Genomic DNA, 20,278 nt, shown 5'->3' on the forward strand with positions numbered 1-20,278 from the left:
GCCAAACCAGAGATGACGCAGGAGATTCCAGCGGTATAGTAGCTCCCGAAAAGACCATTATCTCCCGCACAGCAAGAGAGGCACCCGCTCAACGAGGTGCGCCTTTTCCATACACAGGGTGATGCGGGCTAAACATATTCAGGGAGACGACCATGGCCTGGAATTTCGGCGACATTCTCGACACCATTGCCCCGGTACTGCCGGGCGACAAACCGGCCCTCATCCATATTGCAAAAGACGGCACGGCCCAGATCAAGTCCTGGGCAGAGTTTGACGCCCGCTCGAACAACCTTGCCCGCCAGCTGATCGAGCGCGGCGCCAAGCCCGGGGACAAAGTCGCGTTCTACATGCGCAACCGCTCCGAATATGCCGAGCTGCTGGCCGCCTGCTTCAAGGCGCGCCTCACCCACGTCAACGTCAACTACCGCTACCAGCCCGACGAGCTGCATTACATCTTCGACAACTCCGACGCCCAGACCATCGTCTATGGCGAAGAGTTTGCCGACAATATTGCAGAACTTAAACAGCGCCTCGGCAAGGTCGGCACCTTCCTCGAAGTAACGGCAGGCACACCGGCCAATGATTTCGCAGACCGCTACGAAGACCTCACCAAGATCGGCAATGGCGGCGCCCTGGGCATCGAACGCTCCGGCGACGATCAGCTGTTCCTGTACACCGGCGGCACCACCGGCATGCCCAAAGGCGTGATGTGGCCCGCAGATGATCTGCGCGAAGCCCAGCTCTATGCCCTGCGGGCCTTGGGAGAAGTACCCGAAACCCTTGAGGCGCTTGCTGCGGCCATCAAGGAAACCGGCACCGGCGCCGGCCCGTTCATTCCCGCCTGCCCCATGATGCACGGCACCGGCCTCTTTACTGCCATCGGCAACATGATGAATGGCGGCTGCATCGTCACGCTCGACAACGAGAACCTTGATCCCCACGCCATCTGGAAGGCCGTGAACGATTACAAGGTCGAGCAGATCGCCATCGTCGGTGACACCTTCGCCAAGCCCATGCTCAAGGCGTTGGAAGATGAACCCGGCAAATACGATCTGTCGTCGCTGGTCAGCATCATTTCCTCCGGCGTCATGTGGTCCCTCGAAGTAAAGCGCGACATGATTCCGCACATGCCTCAAGCCATGTTGATGGACAGCTTTGGCTCCTCGGAAGGCATCGGTTTTGGTAGCTCGATCTTTACCGCCGACGGCGAAGTCAAAACCGCCAAGTTCCAGATCGGCGAACGCTGCAAGGTGTTTGATGAAAACGATCAGGAAGTGCAGCCCGGCTCCGGCAAATCCGGTGTCATCGCCGTCGCCCAGCCCATTCCCCTTGGCTACTACAAGGACGAGGAAAAGACGGCCAAAACCTTCCGCACCATCAACGGCATGCGCTACTCGATCCCCGGCGATTTCTGCACCGTGGAAGAAGACGGCACCCTGACCCTGCTGGGACGTGGCTCGGTCTGCATCAACACCGGCGGCGAAAAGGTCTACCCCGAAGAAGTCGAAGAAGCGCTCAAGACGCACCCCGCCGTCGAAGACGCACTTGTGGTTGGCCTGCCGGATGATAAATGGGGTCAGGCCATCACCGGCGTCATCACCATGGCCTCAGGCGAGTCCGCTGACGAAGCAGCACTGATTGCCCATGTGAAGGACAACCTGGCCCACTACAAGGCACCCAAGCGCGTGCTCGTGGCAGCCGATGCCTTCCGTGCACCAAACGGCAAAGCGGACTACAAGGGCGCAACAAGTTTCGCCAAACAGGAGCTAGGCATTGCCAGCTGACAAAAAGCCGATCCTCGCCCTCACCGGGTCCATGGCAACAACCAGACCCGGTGAGGTGCGCGACCAGATTGAAAACCGACTGACCACCGACTGGGACATCCGCACCTGGACCGCCGACGACGGCGAGCCAGCTCTGGCAGCATTGCTGGCAGAGGCGGATGTGGTTGTCCCCGGCGTGGACACGCTTTTTGTTGGCGCCTTCTTCTCCAGCCTCAAGGCCAGCCCCAATCTGCGCATGCTGCAAATTCCCTTTGCCGGCACAGACTGGCTCTCGCCGGAACTGCTTCCGCCACAGGCCGTCGCGGCGGGCTGCAGCGGCCATGAAATCACCATGGCCGAGTACACCATCGGCGCGATGCTGGAGTGGGAAATCCGCTTCCGTGTAATGGATCCGGACTTCCGGTCCGGCAGTTGGCATTTTTCCGGCTCGTCCAAAGACCCGACCTCCAAACACGGCGAAATCTGGAACAAGACCGTTGGCATTGTCGGCTATGGCGGCATCGGAGAAGAGACGGCCAGACGCGCCAAGGCCTTCAGCATGCGAACCATGGGTCTGAAACGTTCCGCCATGCCCTGCCCGCCGGAACTCGACTGGCTCGGATCAACGGCTGATGATCCAGACGCCCTCATGACGCTGCTCAGGGAAAGCGACTATGTCGTCCTTGCCTGCGACCTCAACGATGCCACCCGTGGCATGATCGGCCCCGATGAGTTGGCCGCCATGAAGGACACAGCTGTCGTCATCAACGTGGCCCGCGGCGAAGTCATTCAGGAAGAACCGTTTTACCAGGCGCTGAAAAAGAAACAGATTGCCGGTGCCATCATCGATACCTGGTACCGCTATCCCGCCCGCGGCCTTGCGCCCGGCGAGACACCCGAAGACCCATCGCCTTCCGCCTACCCGTTTACGGACCTTGAGAATGTGATGGTGACGCCGCACTGCTCCGCTCATTCCGACAATGCGGACTACCGCCGGATGATCTCCATCGCCTCCAATCTGGACAAGCTTGCCAAGGGCGAGACGCCTGATCGGGTGATGATACGCGGCAACGGTGTTGCAGCTTAAGGCAGCGGCCTTGCGCAAATGAGGGATGTTGTTCCGCACACCACCGTGTAGCGTCCCTGCACCATGAGTGACACGACCATCATCGCGATCCTGTTGCTGACAGCGATCATGCACGCCACATGGAACGCCGCCCTCAAGACCGGTGCTGACCGGGTGCTGGATATGGCGGCCATGCGCATGTCGGGCATCGTATTCGCGGCGATTGTCATTCCACTTGCGCCCATGCCTGCACCGGAAGCCTGGCCCTTCCTTATCGCCAGTGCCGTGGCGCACATGTTTTATTATGCATGCCTCATCTCGTCCTATCAGCGCGGTGACCTCAGTCAGGTCTATCCGATCGCCCGAGGGTCCGCCCCCCTGCTTGTGGCTCTCGCCGCCTATCTCACCATCAGCGAAACACCAACACCTGTCGGCCTTGCCGGTGTCATCGTTATCTCCATCGGCATCATCGTGGCGGGGACCGGCGCCTTTCGTGAAAACCTGCACGCCATTGGCTTTGCCCTTCTGACCGGCCTGTCGATTGCGTCCTACTCCCTGCTCGGTGGCCTCGGCGTCCGCGAGTCCGGCACGGTGCTCGGCTATGCGGCGTGGCTGGAGCTGCTCTCCTGCGCGCCGTTTATTGCCTTTGCCCTTGTCCGCAGGAGGCACTTCGTTGTGCCCTACGTGTCCAGCAAGGTGGCCTACCGCAATCTCGTGCTCGGCTTTGGCAGCGTCCTGTCCTACCTCATTGTCCTGTGGGCCATGACCCTGCTCCCTCTCGCAACCGTGACAGCCACCCGCGAAACCAGTGCCATTTTTGCGGCCCTCGCCGGAACGATCCTGATGAAAGAACCTTTTGCCGGCCGCCGCATCATCGCCGCGGGCTTCGTGACGATTGGCATCACGCTGCTGGTGCTTGGCTAACACCTGCCCTGCTCAATTTGCAGATGTCAGTCCGCACACGGATGTGTAACGTCGCGCCACCATGGCCGACACAACCATCATCATAATCCTGCTGCTGACCGCGCTCCTCCACGCCACATGGAACGTCGCCCTCAAAACCGGCACGGACCGGGTACTGGACATGGCGGCGATCCGGGTGTCCGGCGTCCTGTTCGCAGCGGTTGTAATTCCGCTGACCCCAATGCCTGCCGCAGCCTCATGGCCGCCATTGATCGCCAGCGCAATCGTGTACATGGCCTATTACGGCTTCCTCATTTCATCCTACAAGCACGGCGATATCTCTCAGGTCTACCCGATCGCCAGAGGATCTGCCCCTTTGCTGGTGGCACTCGCAGCCTTTCTGTTTATCAACGAGACCCCCGGCTCCATTGGTCTGGCAGGAGTCGTTGTTGTGTCCCTTGGCATCGTGATTGCCGGGTCCGGCGCGTTTCAGCAAAACCTGCGCGCTGTCGCCTATGCGCTCATCACCGGACTTACGATTGCAGCAAACTCGTTTCTGGGCGGCATTGGCGTGCGCGATGCGGGAACCATTCTGGGATATTCAGCCTGGCTTGAATTGCTCACCTGTGTGCCCTTCATTGCCTTTGCCTGTGTGCGCAGGCGTGGATTTATCGCCGCCTACGCCGCCAACCCTGTGGCCAGGCGAAACGTACTGCTTGGCTTTGGCAGCGTCTTTTCATTCCTCATCGCCCTCTGGGCCATGACGCACCTGCCCATCGCGACCGTGGCAGCAACCCGCGAAACCAGTGCAATTTTCGCAGCACTGGCCGGGGCTGTGTTGATGAAGGAACCCTTTGCAGGCCGCCGTATTCTGGCAGCCATTCTGGTAGCCATCGGCATCACGCTTCTGGTTGTTGGCTAGTCGCTGACAAATTGCGACGGAATGACCCGCCCGCTGACGTTGAATAGCGGTAAACTGCGAACTCACGGTCAAAGGCACTCAAGATGAAAAGCGTATTGCGGCCCTCCACCAGCCTCGTTCCAGCAGTCACAGCCATTCTGGTTCTCGGCATTGCCGCAACCGCCATGGCACAGATGCGCCCTCAGGCACGCTCCCACACCATTCTTCAGTCGGACGGCACCCTGGACCGGCAGCCCGCCACAGCCATCCCCCCCGGCACAAGCAGTTTTTCCATGCAGGTTGTGGGCGACGAGCGGATCATCAGTGCCAACGGCATTCCTGACCATCACGTCGGTGACTTCCCGAATTCCGGTAACCCTCACCGCATCAGCGCCCAGCGCTATGAGTTCGTGCTGGACGCAACCCCGACAAAAGCCGGTCGCACAACGTCTGCACAGGGCATCCCCTTCGGCATTGCTGTCAGTGGTGTGGTTTTCGATCCGGGGGCAGCTGAATGGTACAAAGGTCAACGCGGGCCATGGCAGTACGAGCCCTTGTCCGGTGCAATCAGGCTGGGTGTGGATGCCAACAACGCGCACGTTCAACCGACCGGTGCCTATCACTATCACGGTCTTCCAACTGGCCTGATGACCCGGCTCGCCGTGGGCAGCGCCAGTCACTCCGCCATTGTTGGCTGGGCAGCAGACGGGTTTCCTATCTACGCCAAATATGGCTACGGCAATCCCAAAGACCCGACCTCCCCCATCATTGAGCACCGCTCCAGCTACACGCTGAAGGACGGCGTGCGCCAACCCGTGGAAGGCAATCGGCAGGGTCCAGGTGGCGGGCGGCAGGGAACCATTGAAACGCCCGGCGGCTACTACGACGGCACCTTTGTGGCGGACTATGCATATATGGAAGGCCACGGGACCCTCGATGAATGCAACGGCACGTTTGCCGTGACCCCGGACTTCCCCAACGGCACATATGCGTATTTTCTGACCGCCGATTGGCCGGTCATCCCGCGATGCTTTGCGGGCACCCCGTCCAGCAGCTTCACCAGCATGCGCCCTGGCCCCCAATCGGGCCCCGGCGACCGAGGCGGACCCGGCGGAAACCGCGGGTCACGGCCGGACGGCCCGCCAAATGGTGACCGCTTCGGACGGCCTCCACCACGCTTCTGATTTTGGCCCTTTAAGGCAAAACAAAGTTGCGGATTCAGGACTCGCCTTGTCGCGCCATCCCTTTATATTCCCTGACAGAAAATCACACATAAGTTGACCCTGTCAGGGAGAGACCCATGGCCGATCTCGAAGCCTTCCGTAAAGACGTTCAAGCCTGGCTTGAAGAAAACTGCCCCCCTTCCATGCGCACACCGATGCCGGATGATGAAGTGGTCTGGGGCGGACGCAATGAGACCTACAAGAACCCGGAGTCCAAACAGTGGCTCGATGCCATGGGCGCCAAGGGCTGGACAGCCCCCACATGGCCCGCAGCCTATGGCGGCGGCGGTCTCTCCAAAGAAGAAAACATGGTGCTGCAGCAGGAACTGCGCCGCATCAAGGCACGCTCGCCACTGAGCTCTTTCGGCCTCTGGATGCTTGGGCCGGCACTCCTTGAGTTTGCCAGCGAAGAGCAGAAGCAGCGCTTCATCCCTGAAATCGTCCGCGGTGAAATCCGCTGGTGTCAGGGCTACTCCGAACCCGGTGCCGGTTCAGACCTTGCAGGCCTTCAGACGAGTGCCGTCCTTGATGGCGAAACCTATACGGTGAACGGCCAGAAGGTGTGGACCTCCTACGCGGACAAAGCCGACTGGATTTTCTGCCTCGTGCGCACAGACAAGACCGTAAAGCATGACGGCATCTCCTTCCTGCTGTTCGACATGACAACGCCGGGCGTATCCACCAAGCCGATCAAGCTGATCTCCGGCTACTCGCCCTTCTGCGAAACCTTCTTTGATGACGTAAAGGTGCCCGCGGAGCAGCTCGTTGGCGAACTCAACAAGGGCTGGACCATCGCCAAGCGTCTGCTTCAGCACGAGCGGGCCATGATTTCAGGCATGGGGCTGGGCGGCGCGCTCTCCGGCGCCACCGGTCAGACACTTGCTGGTGCTGCCAAGGAATATCTCGGCGAGGACAACGGCAAGGTCGCAGACCCCGTCGTCCGTCAGCACATCACCCAGCACAACATGGACTCGAAGGCCTTTGCCCTGACCATGCGCCGCGTACAGGAAGAAGCGAAAGCCGCCAACGATGTGAGCGCCACATCTTCCGTGTTCAAATATTTCGGCACGGAACTCAACAAGCGGAAATATGAGCTGCTGATCGAAAGCATGGGCACAAAGATGCTCGGCTGGGAAACAGACGACACCTATGCCGCTGACGAGATCGACAACACCCGCTCATGGCTTCGCTCGAAAGCCAACTCCATTGAGGGCGGCACGTCGGAAGTACAGCTCAACATCATTGCAAAGCGCGTACTGGGCCTTCCTGATTAATCAGGGTCCGGATTTTTCAAGCGCCACGATACATATTAAGGAGACAGGCTCATGAGCTTTGTACTCAACGAAGAACAGCAGATCCTGCGCGACAGCGCCAAAGGCTTCATCGCCGAAAAATCACCGGTCACCGAGCTGCGCCGTCTGCGCGACAGCAAGGATGACAATGGCTTCGATACCAATCTCTGGTCACAGATGGCCGAGATGGGTTTTGCCGGCATCGTGATCCCGGAAGAATATGGCGGCGTCGGCTTTGGCTATCGCGGTCTTGGCCTCGTACTTGAAGAAGCGGGCCGGTCGCTGACCGCGTCCCCGCTGGTCTCAACGTCCCTCCTGTGCACGTCGGCGCTGCTGATCGGCGGCTCTGAAGAACAGAAGAAGACGCTTCTTCCTGAAATCGCTGCAGGCTCGCTCGTCATGGCCATGGCCATGGACGAAGGAGCGCATCATGCGCCTGCCAAGATCGCCACAACCGCCGCCAAGGACGGTGACGGCTTCACCATCAACGGCACCAAGTCCTTCGTGCTTGATGGCCATGTGGCCGGCAAGCTGATCGTGGCGGCCCGCACCCATTCAGAGCCCGGTGACAAGACCGGCATCACGCTCTTCATCGTGGAAGCTGATGCTGCCGGCATTTCCCGCAGCCGCCACACCATGGTGGACAGCCGCAACGCTGCTGAAATCACCTTCAACGACGTGAAGGTTGGCCACGACCACGTGCTGGGCAATGTGGATGGTGGCTTTGCCATTCTCGACGAAGCGCTTGACCGCTCCCGCATCGGCCTGTCCGCAGAAATGCTCGGCAGTGCGCAGGAAGCCTATGAGCGCACCATGGACTATCTCAAGGAGCGCAAGCAGTTCGGCGTTGTCATCGGGTCCTTCCAGGGCCTGAAGCACCGTGCTGCCAAAATGTTCTGCGAGCTTGAGCTTTGCAAATCCGTAGTCGCGGATGCGCTCAACGCCATCGATGAACGCCGCAATGACGTGCCCCAGTCAGCATCCCTGACCAAGGCCCGCGTCGGCGCCACCTTCAACGAAGTCTCATCAGAAGCCGTTCAGATGCATGGCGGCATTGGTGTGACGGACGAATATGAGATCGGCTTCTTTCTGAAGCGCGCCCGAGTCGCGGACGCCACCTTCGGCAACGTCGCCTTCCACAGCCAGCGCTACGCGGAGCTGGAAGGCTACTAGGCCAAAGCCGACACACATTGATCGAAACAAAAGAAGCCCCGGAGAGGCATCTCCGGGGCTTTTTGTTGCCGTCACTCTGGGCTCGACCCGGAGCCTACTCGCCTCACCCCCAGCCCGCAGCAACTGCGAGTGGACCCCGGGTCAAGCCCGGGGATACGGTGAATGGCAACGCCAGGCCTCCACTACACATTCTGAAACGTGAAACTCGACAGGCCGCGCGCCTGCTCATCCACGATGAGTTTGCGGTTGATCGGCGGGAACGCCCGCTCTGCGCAATCAGGCCGCTCGCACAGCCGGCAGTTGACGCCGATCGGCGTCACGCCCTCTGACGCCTGCAGGTCATAGGCGCGCGCATATTTGAGCCGCGACGCTTCGCTGATCTCACACCCAAGCCCAACAGCCAATTCCTGCTCCGGCGCCAGCACACCTGCCCCCGGGCGCCGCACCGTGCGGGCAATGGAGAAATACGTCGTGTCGTCGGGCAGCTGAACGATCTGTGTGATGATCTTGCCCGGCGTGCGAAACGCATCATGCAGGTTCCAGCGAGGACACGTGCCGCCATAACGCGAGAAGTGAAAGCCCGCCGCTGCAAAGCGCTTGGATACATTCCCCGCCCCATCCACACGAATGAGAAAGAACGGAATGCCGCGCTCACCGGCGCGCTGCAGCGTGGTCAGCCGGTGGCAGGTCTGTTCAAACGATGTCCCGAAGCGCCGCGCCAGCAGTTCGATGTCATAGCCGCTGTCTTCAGCTGCCGCATGAAACCGCGAATAGGGCATGATCAATGCCGCCGCGAAATAGTTGGCGAGGCTGATCCGCGCCAGCCGCAACGTCTCCTCGCCCTGAAGCGACGAAGCCTTGACCGTCCGCTCGATCAGGTCCGCCTGCTCCAGATAGGCAATCTGATAGGCGAGCTGAAATGTCCGTGCCGGGCCGTCGAGCACTTCGGAGAGAAGGATGCGTCGGCTGTGCCGGTCAAACCGGCGCGTCGTCGCCCCCAGCACCTCCACCGGCATCACCTTGACGCTCAGCCCATGAGCTTCATCCAGATGCCGCCGCAACCCGATATAGAGTTCGTCCTGTGCAAATTCGCGGTAGTCGTAGAGCGCTTCGGCGGCGTCATCCAACTCACCAAAATGGTTGCGGTTGGCGTGAATGTAGTCGCGCACTTCCTCCACCGGGAACTTCATCACATCCAGATGGTCGCTCTTGTCCCGGTCGGCGATGATGTCCGTCGGCGCCACCGGCCCAAGCCCAAGACCCTGCCCGGCCAGCTGTTCCCGGTAGGCCTGATACAGCGACCGGATGGCATCCGCCACGCTCGGACTGGCCGCCGCCACATCTTGCACGTCCTGCCGCGACAGACCGGCATTCTGGAACAATGGGTCCGCAAAGACTTCATTGAGTTCGGCAAAGGCCCGCGCCTCGTCGTCGCCGGACAGTTCGCGGATATCCAGGTCAAAACCGTCCGCCAACTTCAAAAGCAGCTGTGCGCTCACTGGGCGTTGGTTGCGTTCCACCAGATTGAGGTAGCTGGCAGAGATGCCCAGTTGCTCTGCCATGGCCGCCTGAGTCAGCCCCTGTTCGCGCCGAAGCCGCCGAACCCGGGGGCCCGCAAAGACCTTCTGAGCCCGTTTTCCCGAGGGATTTCCAGCGCTTTTCGGGTTGCCCGCATCGAATGTGGATTTTGTGGCCATGGGGACCTCATACTTTACAAACTTAACAGATTTACAAACTATCCCCACACATCTGTCAACACGTTCACCCGAATGTTTCCCTCAGCTTGTGGACTCTTGGGGCCCCTTTGTCATTTATGTGCGCACGAAACCGGCTCTTAAAACCGGCTCTGGGGCGATCACGCCCTGAGCGACTGCCGGACGATGAATTCCAACCGCGCATGTATCCGCTCCCGCGAGGGGCTTGGCGCCTGCGCACAACTCGAAGAAACCGAAGGATCAGTCTTATGAGCAAGACCTTCTCTGACATCATCCCATCAGCCCCCAAGGGCCGCTTTGACAACGTCAAGCGCAACTACTCAGTCGAAGACGTGGAAAAGCTGCGCGGCTCGTTCCCCATCGAGCACACACTCGCCACACGTGGCGCCAACAAGCTGTGGGACCTGATCCACACTGAAGAGCGTGTGCACTCACTGGGCGCCCTTTCCGGCAACCAGGCCATGCAGATGGCCCGTGCTGGCCTCAAGGCCATTTACCTGTCCGGTTGGCAGGTTGCAGCCGACAACAACACCGCCGGCACGACCTACCCTGACCAGTCGCTGTACCCAGCCAACTCAGGCCCGGAACTTGCTCGCAAGATCAACCGCACCCTGAAGCGTGCTGACGAAATCGAACACTCAGAGGGTGGCGCAAAGCGCGACTGGTTCCTGCCAATCGTGGCTGACGCGGAAGCCGGCTTCGGCGGCCCGCTCAACTGCTTTGAAATCATGAAGGCCTACATCGAAGCGGGCGCTGCTGGCGTCCACTACGAAGACCAGCTTGCATCTGAAAAGAAGTGCGGCCACCTGGGCGGCAAGGTGCTGATCCCGACAAAGGCGCACGAACGTAACCTCAACGCAGCCCGCCTCGGCGCTGACGTCATGGGCGTTCCGACCCTGATCATGGCCCGTACGGACGCTGAATCAGCCAACCTGATCACATCCGACATCGACGAACGCGATCACGAGTTCATCGACTTCGATGCCGGCCGTACACCAGAAGGCTTCTTCCGCATCAAGGAAGGCATGGGCGTTGACCACTGCATCAAGCGTGGCCTGGCATTTGCTCCTTATGCTGATCTGTTGTGGTGGGAAACTTCCAAGCCAAACCTCGACGATGCGCGCCGCTTTGCCGAAGCCATCAAGAAGGAATACCCGGACCAGCTTCTGGCCTACAACTGCTCACCTTCCTTCAACTGGGAAGCCAATCTCGACAAAGACACCATCGAGACCTTCCAGCAGGAAATCGCAGCGATGGGTTACAAGTACCAGTTCGTTACGCTCGCTGGCTTCCACCAGCTCAACCACGGCATGTTCCAGCTTGCGTCCGGTTACCGGGATCGCGGCATGGGCGCCTACTCCGAGCTGCAGCAGGCTGAATTCGCCTCTGAAAAGGATGGCTACACAGCCACCCGTCACCAGCGCGAAGTTGGTACTGGCTACTTCGACATGGTCTCCATTGCAGCTGGTGGCGGCGAAAGCTCCACAACAGCTCTTGGCGACTCAACAGAAGCTGCTCAGTTCAAGAAGTAAGCTCTGCTTACAGCTGACAACGACATCAAAGGCCGCGGGTTTATCCCCGCGGCCTTTTTCTTTGACCGCACCTCTGTGGCCCCATAGCCTTCTTGCAAAAGCAATCGCAAAAACCTCTGGGAACCACACCATGTCCATGACCATGACCGAGATCCACGGCACCTGCGCAAAGGCCTTCGAGCCGGTGCGCGAGCACTTTGCTGCCAACTTCAAAAACGATCTCGAAATCGGCGCCTCCTTTTCCGTCATTCACAAAGGCGAACTGGTGGTCGATCTATGGGCAGGCGACGCCGACGAAACCGGTGCCACGCCCTGGGCCCACGACACGCTGGCCAATGTCTGGTCCACCACCAAGGGTGTCGCTGCCATCTGCGTCGCGCTCCTGGTCGACCGCGGCCAGCTCTCCTATGACGACGCCGTCTCCACCCACTGGCCGGAGTTCGCCGTCCACGGCAAGGGCGGCATTACCGTCGCCCAGATGCTGTCTCACCAGGCCGGCCTGTCGGGACTGCGCGAGCCAACAACCCTTGAGGACTGCTACAATCACGACCTGATGGCGCAGCGCCTTGCCGCTCAGGAACCGCTGTGGGAACCAACGACGCGCTCCGGCTACCATGCCTTTACCTACGGCTACCTCGCCGGCGAACTGGTCAAACGCATCACCGGCAAGACCATCGGCACCTTCCTGCAGGACGAAATCGGCAAGCCCCACGGCATCGACTTTTTCATCGGCCTGCCCTTGAGCGAAGAGCCACGTGTCGCACCCTTGACCGAAGCCAAGGACATGCAGCCGCTGGCCGACACAACCGAAGTTCAGGCGCTTACCTTCACCAATCCGGCCATCGCCCAGACCGCGCCCAATGACCGCGCCTGGCGCGCCGCGGAAATTCCCGCAGCCGGCGGCTTTGGCAGCGCCTCAGCCCTCGCCAAACTCTATGCCCTGCTCGATGACAGCACCGCGCCGGGCGGCAAGGCCATCATCAAGCGCGAAACCATGGAAGCGCTGCGCACGGTCCGCATCGAGAACGAAGACCTCATTCTGGGCGTCCCGGCTCGCTGGGCCTCAGGCATGGCCATGAACGGCTTTGAAATGTACGGCCCAAATCCGCAGACCTTCGGCCACACCGGCTGGGGAGGCTCCTTTGGCTGTCTCGACCCTGAAGCCGGTGTCTCCATCGGCTACGTCCTCAACAAGATGGGCGCCGCCGTGGTGGGCGACCCCCGCTCGATGGGTCTTGTCGCTGCTACTTTTGCCTGCCTCTAGGGCACCGCACACATATCCTCCGGGGTCATCGCGTCCGCCTGCGTCATGGCGTCATACCGCGCACGCAATTCCGCCACCGGCTCTGGTTTGTCCGGGTCCGGATAATATGGCACGACCAGATGCACGGCCTCGCGCACAACGGAGAACGTCTGTGGCGCAATCTCGTTGATCGTCGGTGCGTCCGGGTCATCACCGGGACGCGCCACCATCAAGATCGCTGCCAGCGCCGGGGCTTCCACCGGACACCGCACATCCCCGCCCGCGTCCCGTCCCGCCTCAAGTGCCAGCAGCAGCCGCTGCGCCAACGGTACGGGACACGACTTGTCTTGCGTCGCTAGGTCAAACGCCCTGGCCGTGGCATCAATGACCGCAGCGGAGCGCAACGTGTTGCCCTGGGCGGCATAGGTGTCACCGGCCACACCGCCGGACCAGTCAGGAGTGCTGCCTCCGGTCACAAAGCCTGTGGCGACAGGACTGTCTTCTCCCGCCGCCAGGGTCGCGACGCCATATTGCAGATAGGGAAAATCAATTGTCAGCCAGCCGGCATACAGCTCCGGGTCCTCCAGCACCGCCAGAACGCGTGTGGCATCCACCCCCTGCATCACAAGCTCGCGCGCTTTTTCTCGGCCCGTGAAGCTGGTAGCCGCCTGTGAGACAATGGCCCCCTTGCCGGGAACAAGCGCTGCGATATGCGGCACACCAATCGAACAACTGGCCGCCGCAAGACCAACCTCACCCGTTTGCGGATCCACCGCCACGATGGACCACGTCGCGTGCGCCGCAGGTGCACCCAGACAGAATACGGATGCTGCCAGCAACGCCACCTGTCGCAGACAAGACATCATCAAACTCTCCCCAGTGACGCATCCACATCCGCCTCTATGGCTCACCCAAGTTTCATGCGCGCCGCATAGCGCTCCATGATGGGGCCGTAATCCTCAGGCTGGCCGTCATAGTGCAGGGCATCTTTGGGCGGCTCAAACCAGTCCAGCGCGCTTGCAAGCCAGGAATGCGCCATGGGCTCTGCCCACTTCTGGTCATCCAGCGTGCCGCCGCGCACCGAATAAACGCCCATCTCCGGCACACTGCCATGGCGGATGCGGGTGCCGCAGGCAGAACAGAACTCACCATAGCGATGGGCACCGCTCTCAACGGTCCACTCCACCCGCGCCAGCTCCCCCTGGGTGATCTCCATGGTGTCCTGCAAAGCAGCACAGGAGACCGCAAAGGCACTGCCGGAAATGCGGCGGCACTCGGAGCAATGGCAGGCATAGGCCATGAGCGGCGGCGCGGTCAGCACATAGCGCAGCGCGCCACACTGGCACCCACCTTCAAGCTTGATGTCGGACATGATGGTCTCTCCCTTTGATGCAGCAAACATGGGAAGGCTCAGCCAAAGCAACAACTACTTTGTGGGTAATGGACAGGCGCACGGGCTCCGTCAGCTCGCTGGCTGCGGAGGGTCCGTGTCGTCACCTCCCTGGCCAAGGGGAGTGGGAGCGCCTCAAGCCCGCCGGGCATGAAAGGCGTGATATCAAACGTCAGTCAGGTGGCAGCCTCAAAGGCGCTCCACACCGGATGGTCTTCGGCACCTGCCCGTCCCCATGCGCGCTAGCTATTACCCCGCAACGCAATGAGGCAACCCCGACGTCCGCGCGCCGCACTTTGGAACTGCGCGGAGGGCGCGGGGCCCGCTGTCTTACGGCGTGACCAGGGTCGTGGCACGTGCCGCCCTTGTGGTGTGCGCCCGTTACTCGCGCACCGCACCGGCGGGGTCCCCCTCCACGTTCCCAAGGAGGCATCGTCCGCCAGCTTCCAGGCATCCGCCCTCCCGCTCAAGACCGGACGGCCCGGTTTGCCCTTCAGCAGGAGGTGACACCCAGTATGCGGGCGGTTGGGAGACCGGGGATAAGTTTTTGAAAAAAGTCAAAAACGAGTATGTGCAGCGCATCTACACGCACACTCTCCTTGTACGTGTTTTAGATTGCATTACCTGATAACCGCTGCAAACTGGAGAAACGCCGCCTCTCAGGAGAACCCTCATGCGCCTGCTTTTCTTTGTGCCCCCTGCCGCCGTTCTTATGTCCTTGTCCGCCTGCGCTACCATGACGGCCGAACAATGCGTCGCTGCCGACTGGCAAAGCATCGGCTTCGAAGACGCCATGAAGGGCCGGGCAGCAAACCACCTGACCCAGCATGTCTCAGCCTGTGCCGACCACAGTGTCGTGCCCGACATTGCCGCCTACACTGCTGGTCATCAGCAAGGCGCCTTAGCGTTCTGCACACCGGACAACGGGTTCAAACACGGGCTGTCCGGCGGTACCAATAACAACATCTGCCCGGATGATCTAAGCAACGCCTTCAGTGTCACCTACGAGGCCGGTCGCGGCCTGCGCACTCGCAAACAGGCCGTCGCGACAGCACAGAATGACCTCGCCTCCATCGAGCGGCGCATGCAACGGCTGGAAAACGACTTCGTCCACAACGAAAAAGTCCTGGCGACGCTCAGCCTCAAACCCGCTGACCGCGCCCAGGTGCAGGCAAACATCAACGCCGCCCGCAACGAGCACCAACGGCTAAGCAAACAACGCAAACGCGCCCAGGAAAAAGTAATCCGCACCGAACGCGACTACAAAAAATACCGTGCCGAAGTAGAGGACCGGTTTTTCACCGGTTCATGAGTTGGCGTCACCCTGAACTTACAAACCCTTTTCAACAAGCAACTAGAAGCCGTGCAAGTCGGGAATGCGAGTGGACCCCGGATCAAGTCCGGGGATGCGGACATAACGACGGCCTTACCAGAAGCCGTGTCCCCGGACTTGATCCGGGGCCTACTCGCAGTTCAGCGGGCGCAGCAACGGCAATTACGAACCGAACCGATCCACAAACACACACGAAACCAACACGGTTTGCAGCCCCTACTCCGCCGCCGCCTGCGCATGTCCCGCACCGCGCGCGACAACTGCATAGTCGTCCCAGTTCACGCGCTTGGTCATGCGCTTGTAGGTCAGCGTTGAGTTGGGCCAGTTATTGGTGATGCGGCCATCGGCGGTTTTGTACCAACTGGTGCAGCCTGACGCGAAAACGCTCTTGGCGTTGTCAGCCTGCACGCCCCTGTCCCATTCAGCCTGAGCGGTCGCGCGCACATCCGCATAGGCCAGGTTGTCATCGCGCAGCTTGCGCGCGATCTGCGTCACGTAAGCCGCCTGGCATTCAATCATGTAAATGATCGAGTTATGCCCAAGGTTCGTGTTGGGGCCATACAGCAGATAGAAATTGGGATAGCCCGACACGCCGATACCCAGATGCGCGTCTGCGCCGTCTTTCCATTCTTCGCGCAGGTCACGACCACCAAGACCCTTGACGTCCACCGGCCCGAGGAAGTGGTTTGTATCAAAGCCCGTGCCATAGACGATGACATCAAACGCGTGGTTGGTGCCGTCCGTCGTCCGAATGCCGGTCTCGGTAATACGCTCAATGCCGGTGGTTTCAATCTCCACATTCGAGCGCCCCATGGCGGGCCACCAATCATTGGAAAACAGCACCCGCTTGCAGCCCGGGTCATAGTCCGGCAGCAGCTTGGCGCGTTTCTCCGGGTCCGGCACATATTCTTCGGATTCCTTGACGTGCCCCTTCTTCAGCGCCCAGCCCAGATGGCGGAAGCTCAGCAGCAGCTGCTCACCATTGAGCCACATGCGCGTGCGCTGGATCCACATCAGCCACGGGAAGCGGCGATAGAGGTTCTTTTCCCATTCCTTGAATACCCGCTCCGGGCGCGGCAGCACCCAGCTGGCCGAGCGCTGGAAGATGGTGACATTGCCCGCTTCCTTGGCAATCTCCGGCACAAACTGAATGGCGCTGGCCCCGTTGCCGATCACGGCAATGCGTTTGCCGCTGAGATCAACATCATGGTTCCACCGCGCTGAGTGCCACGCGTCGCCCTTGAAGTCCTCCGTCCCCGGAATATTGGGCAACTGCGGGCGGTTGAGCTGGCCGGTCCCGGCCACAAGCACATTGGCGTCAACCTGTTCACCATGCTCCGTCGTCAGCCGCCACGTGCCTGTGGCTTCATCAAAAACGGCACTGTCCACCGCACAGTTGAGTTTGATGAAGGGGCGCAGCCCGTACTTCTCAACCACGCGATCCAGATACGCCTTGATCTGCGCGTGGTCGGCAAACTTGTTGCGCCACTCAGGGCTCATTTCGAACGAATATTGATACAGATGCAGCGGCACATCGCACGAGCAGCCGGGATAGGTATTGTCCCGCCACGTCCCGCCGATGTCTGAGGCCTTCTCATAGATCGTGAACTCGATGCCTGCTTCTTGCAGCTTGATGGCCTGGCAGATGCCCGCCACCCCGGCGCCGATAATCGCAACCCGCATGGGCCCCGCATTGGCGCCTGCCGTTTCGCGATAAGTCGCAAGATCATGAACTGCCGCCATGATGGTCTCCCGGTGTTTCCCTATCCGCGATGCAGCAGCCTCATTTGGCGGGCCGTCCGTCGTCGCGAAAATCCCATGTGTTTTCAAAAGTTAGAATAACGCGGATTTTGGATACGCATAGACTCTTCTGCCGCCAGCCCACATCCAGGTCTTCTGCGCGCCCCGGTGGCCGTGCTACCAAGGACAAAACCAACCTTTCACGGGAGCAATTCCATGGCCAAGAGCCCCGCCACCACCGACCTCTCAGACGATCACGGCGATGCCGTCCGTGTGCTTGATTCAATCTTTGCTGATTTCGGCAGCCGAGAGGCCTTCCACGGCCCGGTCAAAACGCTCAAGTGTTTTGAGGACAATGCCAAGGTGCGCGAAGCGGTGGAGAGCCCCGGCAATGGTCAGGTGCTGGTCGTGGATGGCGGCGGATCAGAACGCTGCGCGCTGTTTGGTGGCAACCTCGCAGAGCTCGCCGAAAAGAACGGCTGGTCCGGGGTCGTCGTCTATGGCTGCATCCGCGACATCGGCGAGATCGAAACATTCGATATCGGCATGAAGGCCCTCGCCCTGCATCCCAAAAAGTCCGTCAAGGCTGATGGCGGCAAATACGACGTCCCCGTCACATTCGCCGGCCACACCATCACCCCCGGCGACTGGCTCTACGCCGACCGCGACGGCATCGTCGTGTCAGACAAAGAGCTGTAGGCAAGCATCCCGCCATGTCTCCGGACTTGATCCGGAGCCTACTCGCATCACCCACACACCGCAGCAAATGAGAGTGGACCCCGGATCAAGTCCGGGGATGCGGATCTTTTGGCTAGATGAAGGTAACCCGCCATAGCGCGGGGTCCTTTTCATGCGGGGTGTGCTTCAGCAATGTGCCATTTGGCAGGTGGCTGAACCCATCGCGGCCCAATGCCTGCTCTATGGCCCAGTAGGCGCCCCCGTGGCCGACAATCAGCGGTGTGCCCTCTTGCGCCAGCGCCCGCGTAACGCCGCGCACCATGCGGTGAGCAAAATCCGAAAATGGTTCCGCGCCAAACAGGGTCTTGCCCGCACACCATGCAGGGCGCCAGCTGGTATCCGCCTTGCCCTCCGCGTCGCCCCAGAACGCTTCCTTGAGGTCATCATCCAGCTCGACCGGCAATCCCAGCCTGTCAGATGCGTGCCGCGCAGATTGCTGCGTTCTTGTCAGGGGACTGGCGATGATGCGGGCAATCTCGCCCATCGGCAGGCGTGCAACCGACGCAGCCACTTCCACCTCGCCAGCCGCATTCATCGGAATGTCCGTCTGCCCCTGACAGCGCCCTTCAACATTCCAGTCCGTCTGGCCATGCCGCAGATAGAAAAACGGCTCACGCGGCAACAAAGCGACGTCAGACATCCAGCCGCGCAGCCCGCTGCTCAGCCAGGGCCGTTGAGACCTCGCTGAACTTTTCATCCGTCAGTGTGTAGAACAGCATCGCAATGGCCCCCAGCACGAACAGCACCACCGGCCCCAGCGCCACCATGAAGAGAATGCCGCCCAGCGCCTCAGGTGCCTGCGCAACATTTGGCACATAGCCCGTGAACGACAGGATGAGCGCCGCGCCAGCGCCGCCGACCGCCATCGCCATCTTCTGGAAAAAACTCGTGGCGGCGTAGATCGCACCATCCGCCCGCACGCCGGAGCGCAGTTCAGCGTAGTCAACCGCATCCGGCAGCATCGACCAGGCCATGACTGTTGGCCCGGCAAACATGATCGCGCCGATGCAGGAGACAATGAAAATCATCGCGATCTGATCCGTCGGCGTAAAGTACAGCGCGACGCCCGACAGACACCCGCCAAACGCCCCCAGCAGATAGGTCGCGCGCTTGCCTAACCGCTTGCCGAACGCCGGCACGATGATGATCCCAATGAAATTAAATACGGCGACACTGACCATGAAGACCGGCACCAGATCTTCCTGACCCACATTGTAGATAAAGTAGTAGATGATCGCCGCCGAGCGCACAGTGAACGCCATCATGCCCATCCAGAAGGCAAAGATGAGCAACGCAAGCGGCCAGCCACCAGCCTTCAGGGCACGGACGATCTGCGCGACGCCGGGTACATCCTCATGGGCGAACTTGCGTTCGCGGGTGGTAAAAAACGTGATCGCCAGCAAGAGGCAGGCCAGCAGGCCATAGACCACCATGGTCATCTGGAAACCATCGGCCCCGCCGCCAAACGCTGCCACAAGCGGTGTCGTCATGGCGGCAACCAGCAACCCACCCAGCATGGCAAACGCCATGCGGTATGTAGAAAGCACAGTGCGCTCATGTGAGTCCTCCGTCAGCGCCGAGGTGAGCGACGAGTACGGAATGCTCACCACCGTGTAGGCAATGCCGAACAGAATGTACGTCACATAGGCATAGAGCACCTTGCCTTCGGGACTGAGGTCGGGAGACGTGAATGTCGCCACCCCCATGACCGCCAGCAACGGCCCTCCCGCCAGCACGTAAGGACGAAACCGCCCCCACCGCGTGCGGGTCCTGTCGGCAATCACCCCCATCACCGGGTCGGTCACCGCATCCACGACGCGGGCAACCAGAAAGATCGACGCCGCTGTCGCCGCCGCGATGCCCGCAACGTCCGTATAGAAGAACAGCAGGAACAACAGCGCCGACTGAAAGAACAGGTTCACGGCAAAGTCGCCGACGCCATATCCCGCCCGTGTCGAAACGGGCAAGGCCCCGGCCGCAATCCCCGCACGGGATTGAGTTGCGTCAGCTGTCATCAGGTTCCCCTAGCACTCTGCCGCATCTGCAAGACCCGTAAATGCGAAGCAGTCCGGGACCTTAGCAGCCCCACAGCCCCAGGAAACGCCAAGAAACGCCAAGAAACGCCACAAACCGCAATTCTCACTTGCGAATGCCTCGCAATAACTATTAAGTGAGCCTTCCTTTCACCTCCTCTCATTCGCGAGTCGCCATGCGCCAGTTCCCGTCCCCGCCCGCCTCCAGCACATCCGCCACTTGCCCCACGGCC

The 20,278-nt window shown here is 60.7% G+C and carries 17 protein-coding genes; 11 read left to right on the forward strand and 6 right to left on the reverse strand.

The annotated features are described in order from the left end of the window. Positions 1-152: 152 nt before the first annotated feature. From BN1012_RS10980 to BN1012_RS11010, 7 genes are all read left to right on the forward strand, one after another. Positions 153-1,784 (forward strand): acyl-CoA synthetase, encoded by a 1,632-nt coding sequence (locus BN1012_RS10980; protein ID WP_043949651.1) that lies wholly within the window; start codon positions 153-155, stop codon positions 1,782-1,784. After that, positions 1,774-2,850 carry an NAD(P)-dependent oxidoreductase gene (locus BN1012_RS10985; protein ID WP_043949652.1) on the forward strand — a complete coding sequence of 359 codons (1,077 nt, stop codon included), beginning with the start codon at positions 1,774-1,776 and terminating at the stop codon, positions 2,848-2,850. Before BN1012_RS10980 ends, BN1012_RS10985 begins: the two co-directional genes overlap by 11 nt. Before the next feature lie 63 nt (positions 2,851-2,913). Beyond that, positions 2,914-3,753, forward strand: coding sequence for an EamA family transporter (locus tag BN1012_RS10990; RefSeq protein ID WP_043949653.1), 840 nt, complete (start codon positions 2,914-2,916; stop codon positions 3,751-3,753). A gap of 61 nt (positions 3,754-3,814) precedes the next feature. Then, entirely contained in the window at positions 3,815-4,654 is an 840-nt protein-coding gene (locus BN1012_RS10995) for an EamA family transporter (RefSeq protein ID WP_043949654.1), read from the forward strand. Positions 4,655-4,737: 83 nt separating this feature from the next. Then, positions 4,738-5,817, forward strand: coding sequence for a YHYH protein (locus BN1012_RS11000; protein WP_052535109.1), 1,080 nt, complete (start codon positions 4,738-4,740; stop codon positions 5,815-5,817). Positions 5,818-5,933: 116 nt separating this feature from the next. Continuing rightward, positions 5,934-7,130: an acyl-CoA dehydrogenase family protein gene (locus tag BN1012_RS11005; protein ID WP_043949655.1), complete on the forward strand. Its 1,197-nt coding sequence runs from the start codon at positions 5,934-5,936 to the stop codon at positions 7,128-7,130. A 51-nt stretch (positions 7,131-7,181) separates the two neighbouring features. Continuing rightward, positions 7,182-8,321: an acyl-CoA dehydrogenase family protein gene (locus tag BN1012_RS11010; protein WP_043949656.1), complete on the forward strand. Its 1,140-nt coding sequence runs from the start codon at positions 7,182-7,184 to the stop codon at positions 8,319-8,321. Between the two features lie 182 nt (positions 8,322-8,503). Here the strand turns inward: BN1012_RS11010 and BN1012_RS11015 are convergent, their stop codons facing one another. Continuing rightward, a complete protein-coding gene (locus BN1012_RS11015) occupies positions 8,504-10,018 on the reverse strand; it encodes a helix-turn-helix domain-containing protein (protein ID WP_043949657.1) in 1,515 nt (504 codons plus the stop codon). 266 nt (positions 10,019-10,284) lie between these two features. Here BN1012_RS11015 and aceA point away from each other — a divergent pair, with 266 nt between their 5' ends. Then, positions 10,285-11,568, forward strand: a complete 1,284-nt coding sequence (gene aceA / locus BN1012_RS11020; protein WP_043949658.1) for an isocitrate lyase — start codon at positions 10,285-10,287, stop codon at positions 11,566-11,568. A 130-nt stretch (positions 11,569-11,698) separates the two neighbouring features. Then, the gene (locus tag BN1012_RS11025; RefSeq protein ID WP_043949659.1) at positions 11,699-12,832 is read left to right on the forward strand and encodes a serine hydrolase domain-containing protein; all 1,134 of its coding nucleotides are present in this window, start codon (positions 11,699-11,701) and stop codon (positions 12,830-12,832) included. Here BN1012_RS11025 and BN1012_RS11030 read toward each other — a convergent pair. Next, a complete protein-coding gene (locus BN1012_RS11030; protein ID WP_081826346.1) occupies positions 12,829-13,677 on the reverse strand; it encodes a DUF1028 domain-containing protein in 849 nt (282 codons plus the stop codon). The genes BN1012_RS11025 and BN1012_RS11030 overlap by 4 nt on opposite strands. 41 nt (positions 13,678-13,718) lie before the next feature. Next, positions 13,719-14,183 carry a GFA family protein gene (locus BN1012_RS11035; RefSeq protein ID WP_043950961.1) on the reverse strand — a complete coding sequence of 155 codons (465 nt, stop codon included), beginning with the start codon at positions 14,181-14,183 and terminating at the stop codon, positions 13,719-13,721. 691 nt (positions 14,184-14,874) lie between these two features. Between BN1012_RS11035 and BN1012_RS16950 the strand changes: the two genes are divergently transcribed. Further along, entirely contained in the window at positions 14,875-15,513 is a 639-nt protein-coding gene (locus BN1012_RS16950; RefSeq protein ID WP_052535114.1) for a DUF2799 domain-containing protein, read from the forward strand. Positions 15,514-15,750: 237 nt separating this feature from the next. Here BN1012_RS16950 and BN1012_RS11045 read toward each other — a convergent pair whose 3' ends face one another. Continuing rightward, on the reverse strand, positions 15,751-17,277 hold the full coding sequence (locus BN1012_RS11045) for a flavin-containing monooxygenase (RefSeq protein ID WP_043949661.1): 1,527 nt from the start codon (positions 17,275-17,277) through the stop codon (positions 15,751-15,753). Positions 17,278-17,490: 213 nt separating this feature from the next. Between BN1012_RS11045 and rraA the strand changes: the two genes are divergently transcribed. Beyond that, positions 17,491-17,973, forward strand: coding sequence for a ribonuclease E activity regulator RraA (gene rraA, locus BN1012_RS11050; protein WP_043949662.1), 483 nt, complete (start codon positions 17,491-17,493; stop codon positions 17,971-17,973). Positions 17,974-18,085: 112 nt separating this feature from the next. Here rraA and BN1012_RS11055 read toward each other — a convergent pair whose 3' ends face one another. Beyond that, the gene (locus tag BN1012_RS11055; protein ID WP_052535117.1) at positions 18,086-18,652 is read right to left on the reverse strand and encodes a histidine phosphatase family protein; all 567 of its coding nucleotides are present in this window, start codon (positions 18,650-18,652) and stop codon (positions 18,086-18,088) included. Further along, complete coding sequence (locus BN1012_RS11060; protein WP_043949663.1) at positions 18,645-20,027, reverse strand: MFS transporter; 1,383 nt, start codon at positions 20,025-20,027, stop codon at positions 18,645-18,647. Before BN1012_RS11060 ends, BN1012_RS11055 begins: the two co-directional genes overlap by 8 nt. Between the last annotated feature and the right edge of the window lie 251 nt (positions 20,028-20,278).

The sequence above is a fragment of the Candidatus Phaeomarinobacter ectocarpi genome, from assembly GCF_000689395.1.
In the GTDB taxonomy this organism is placed as follows: Bacteria; Pseudomonadota; Alphaproteobacteria; order CGMCC-115125; family CGMCC-115125; genus Pyruvatibacter; species Pyruvatibacter ectocarpi.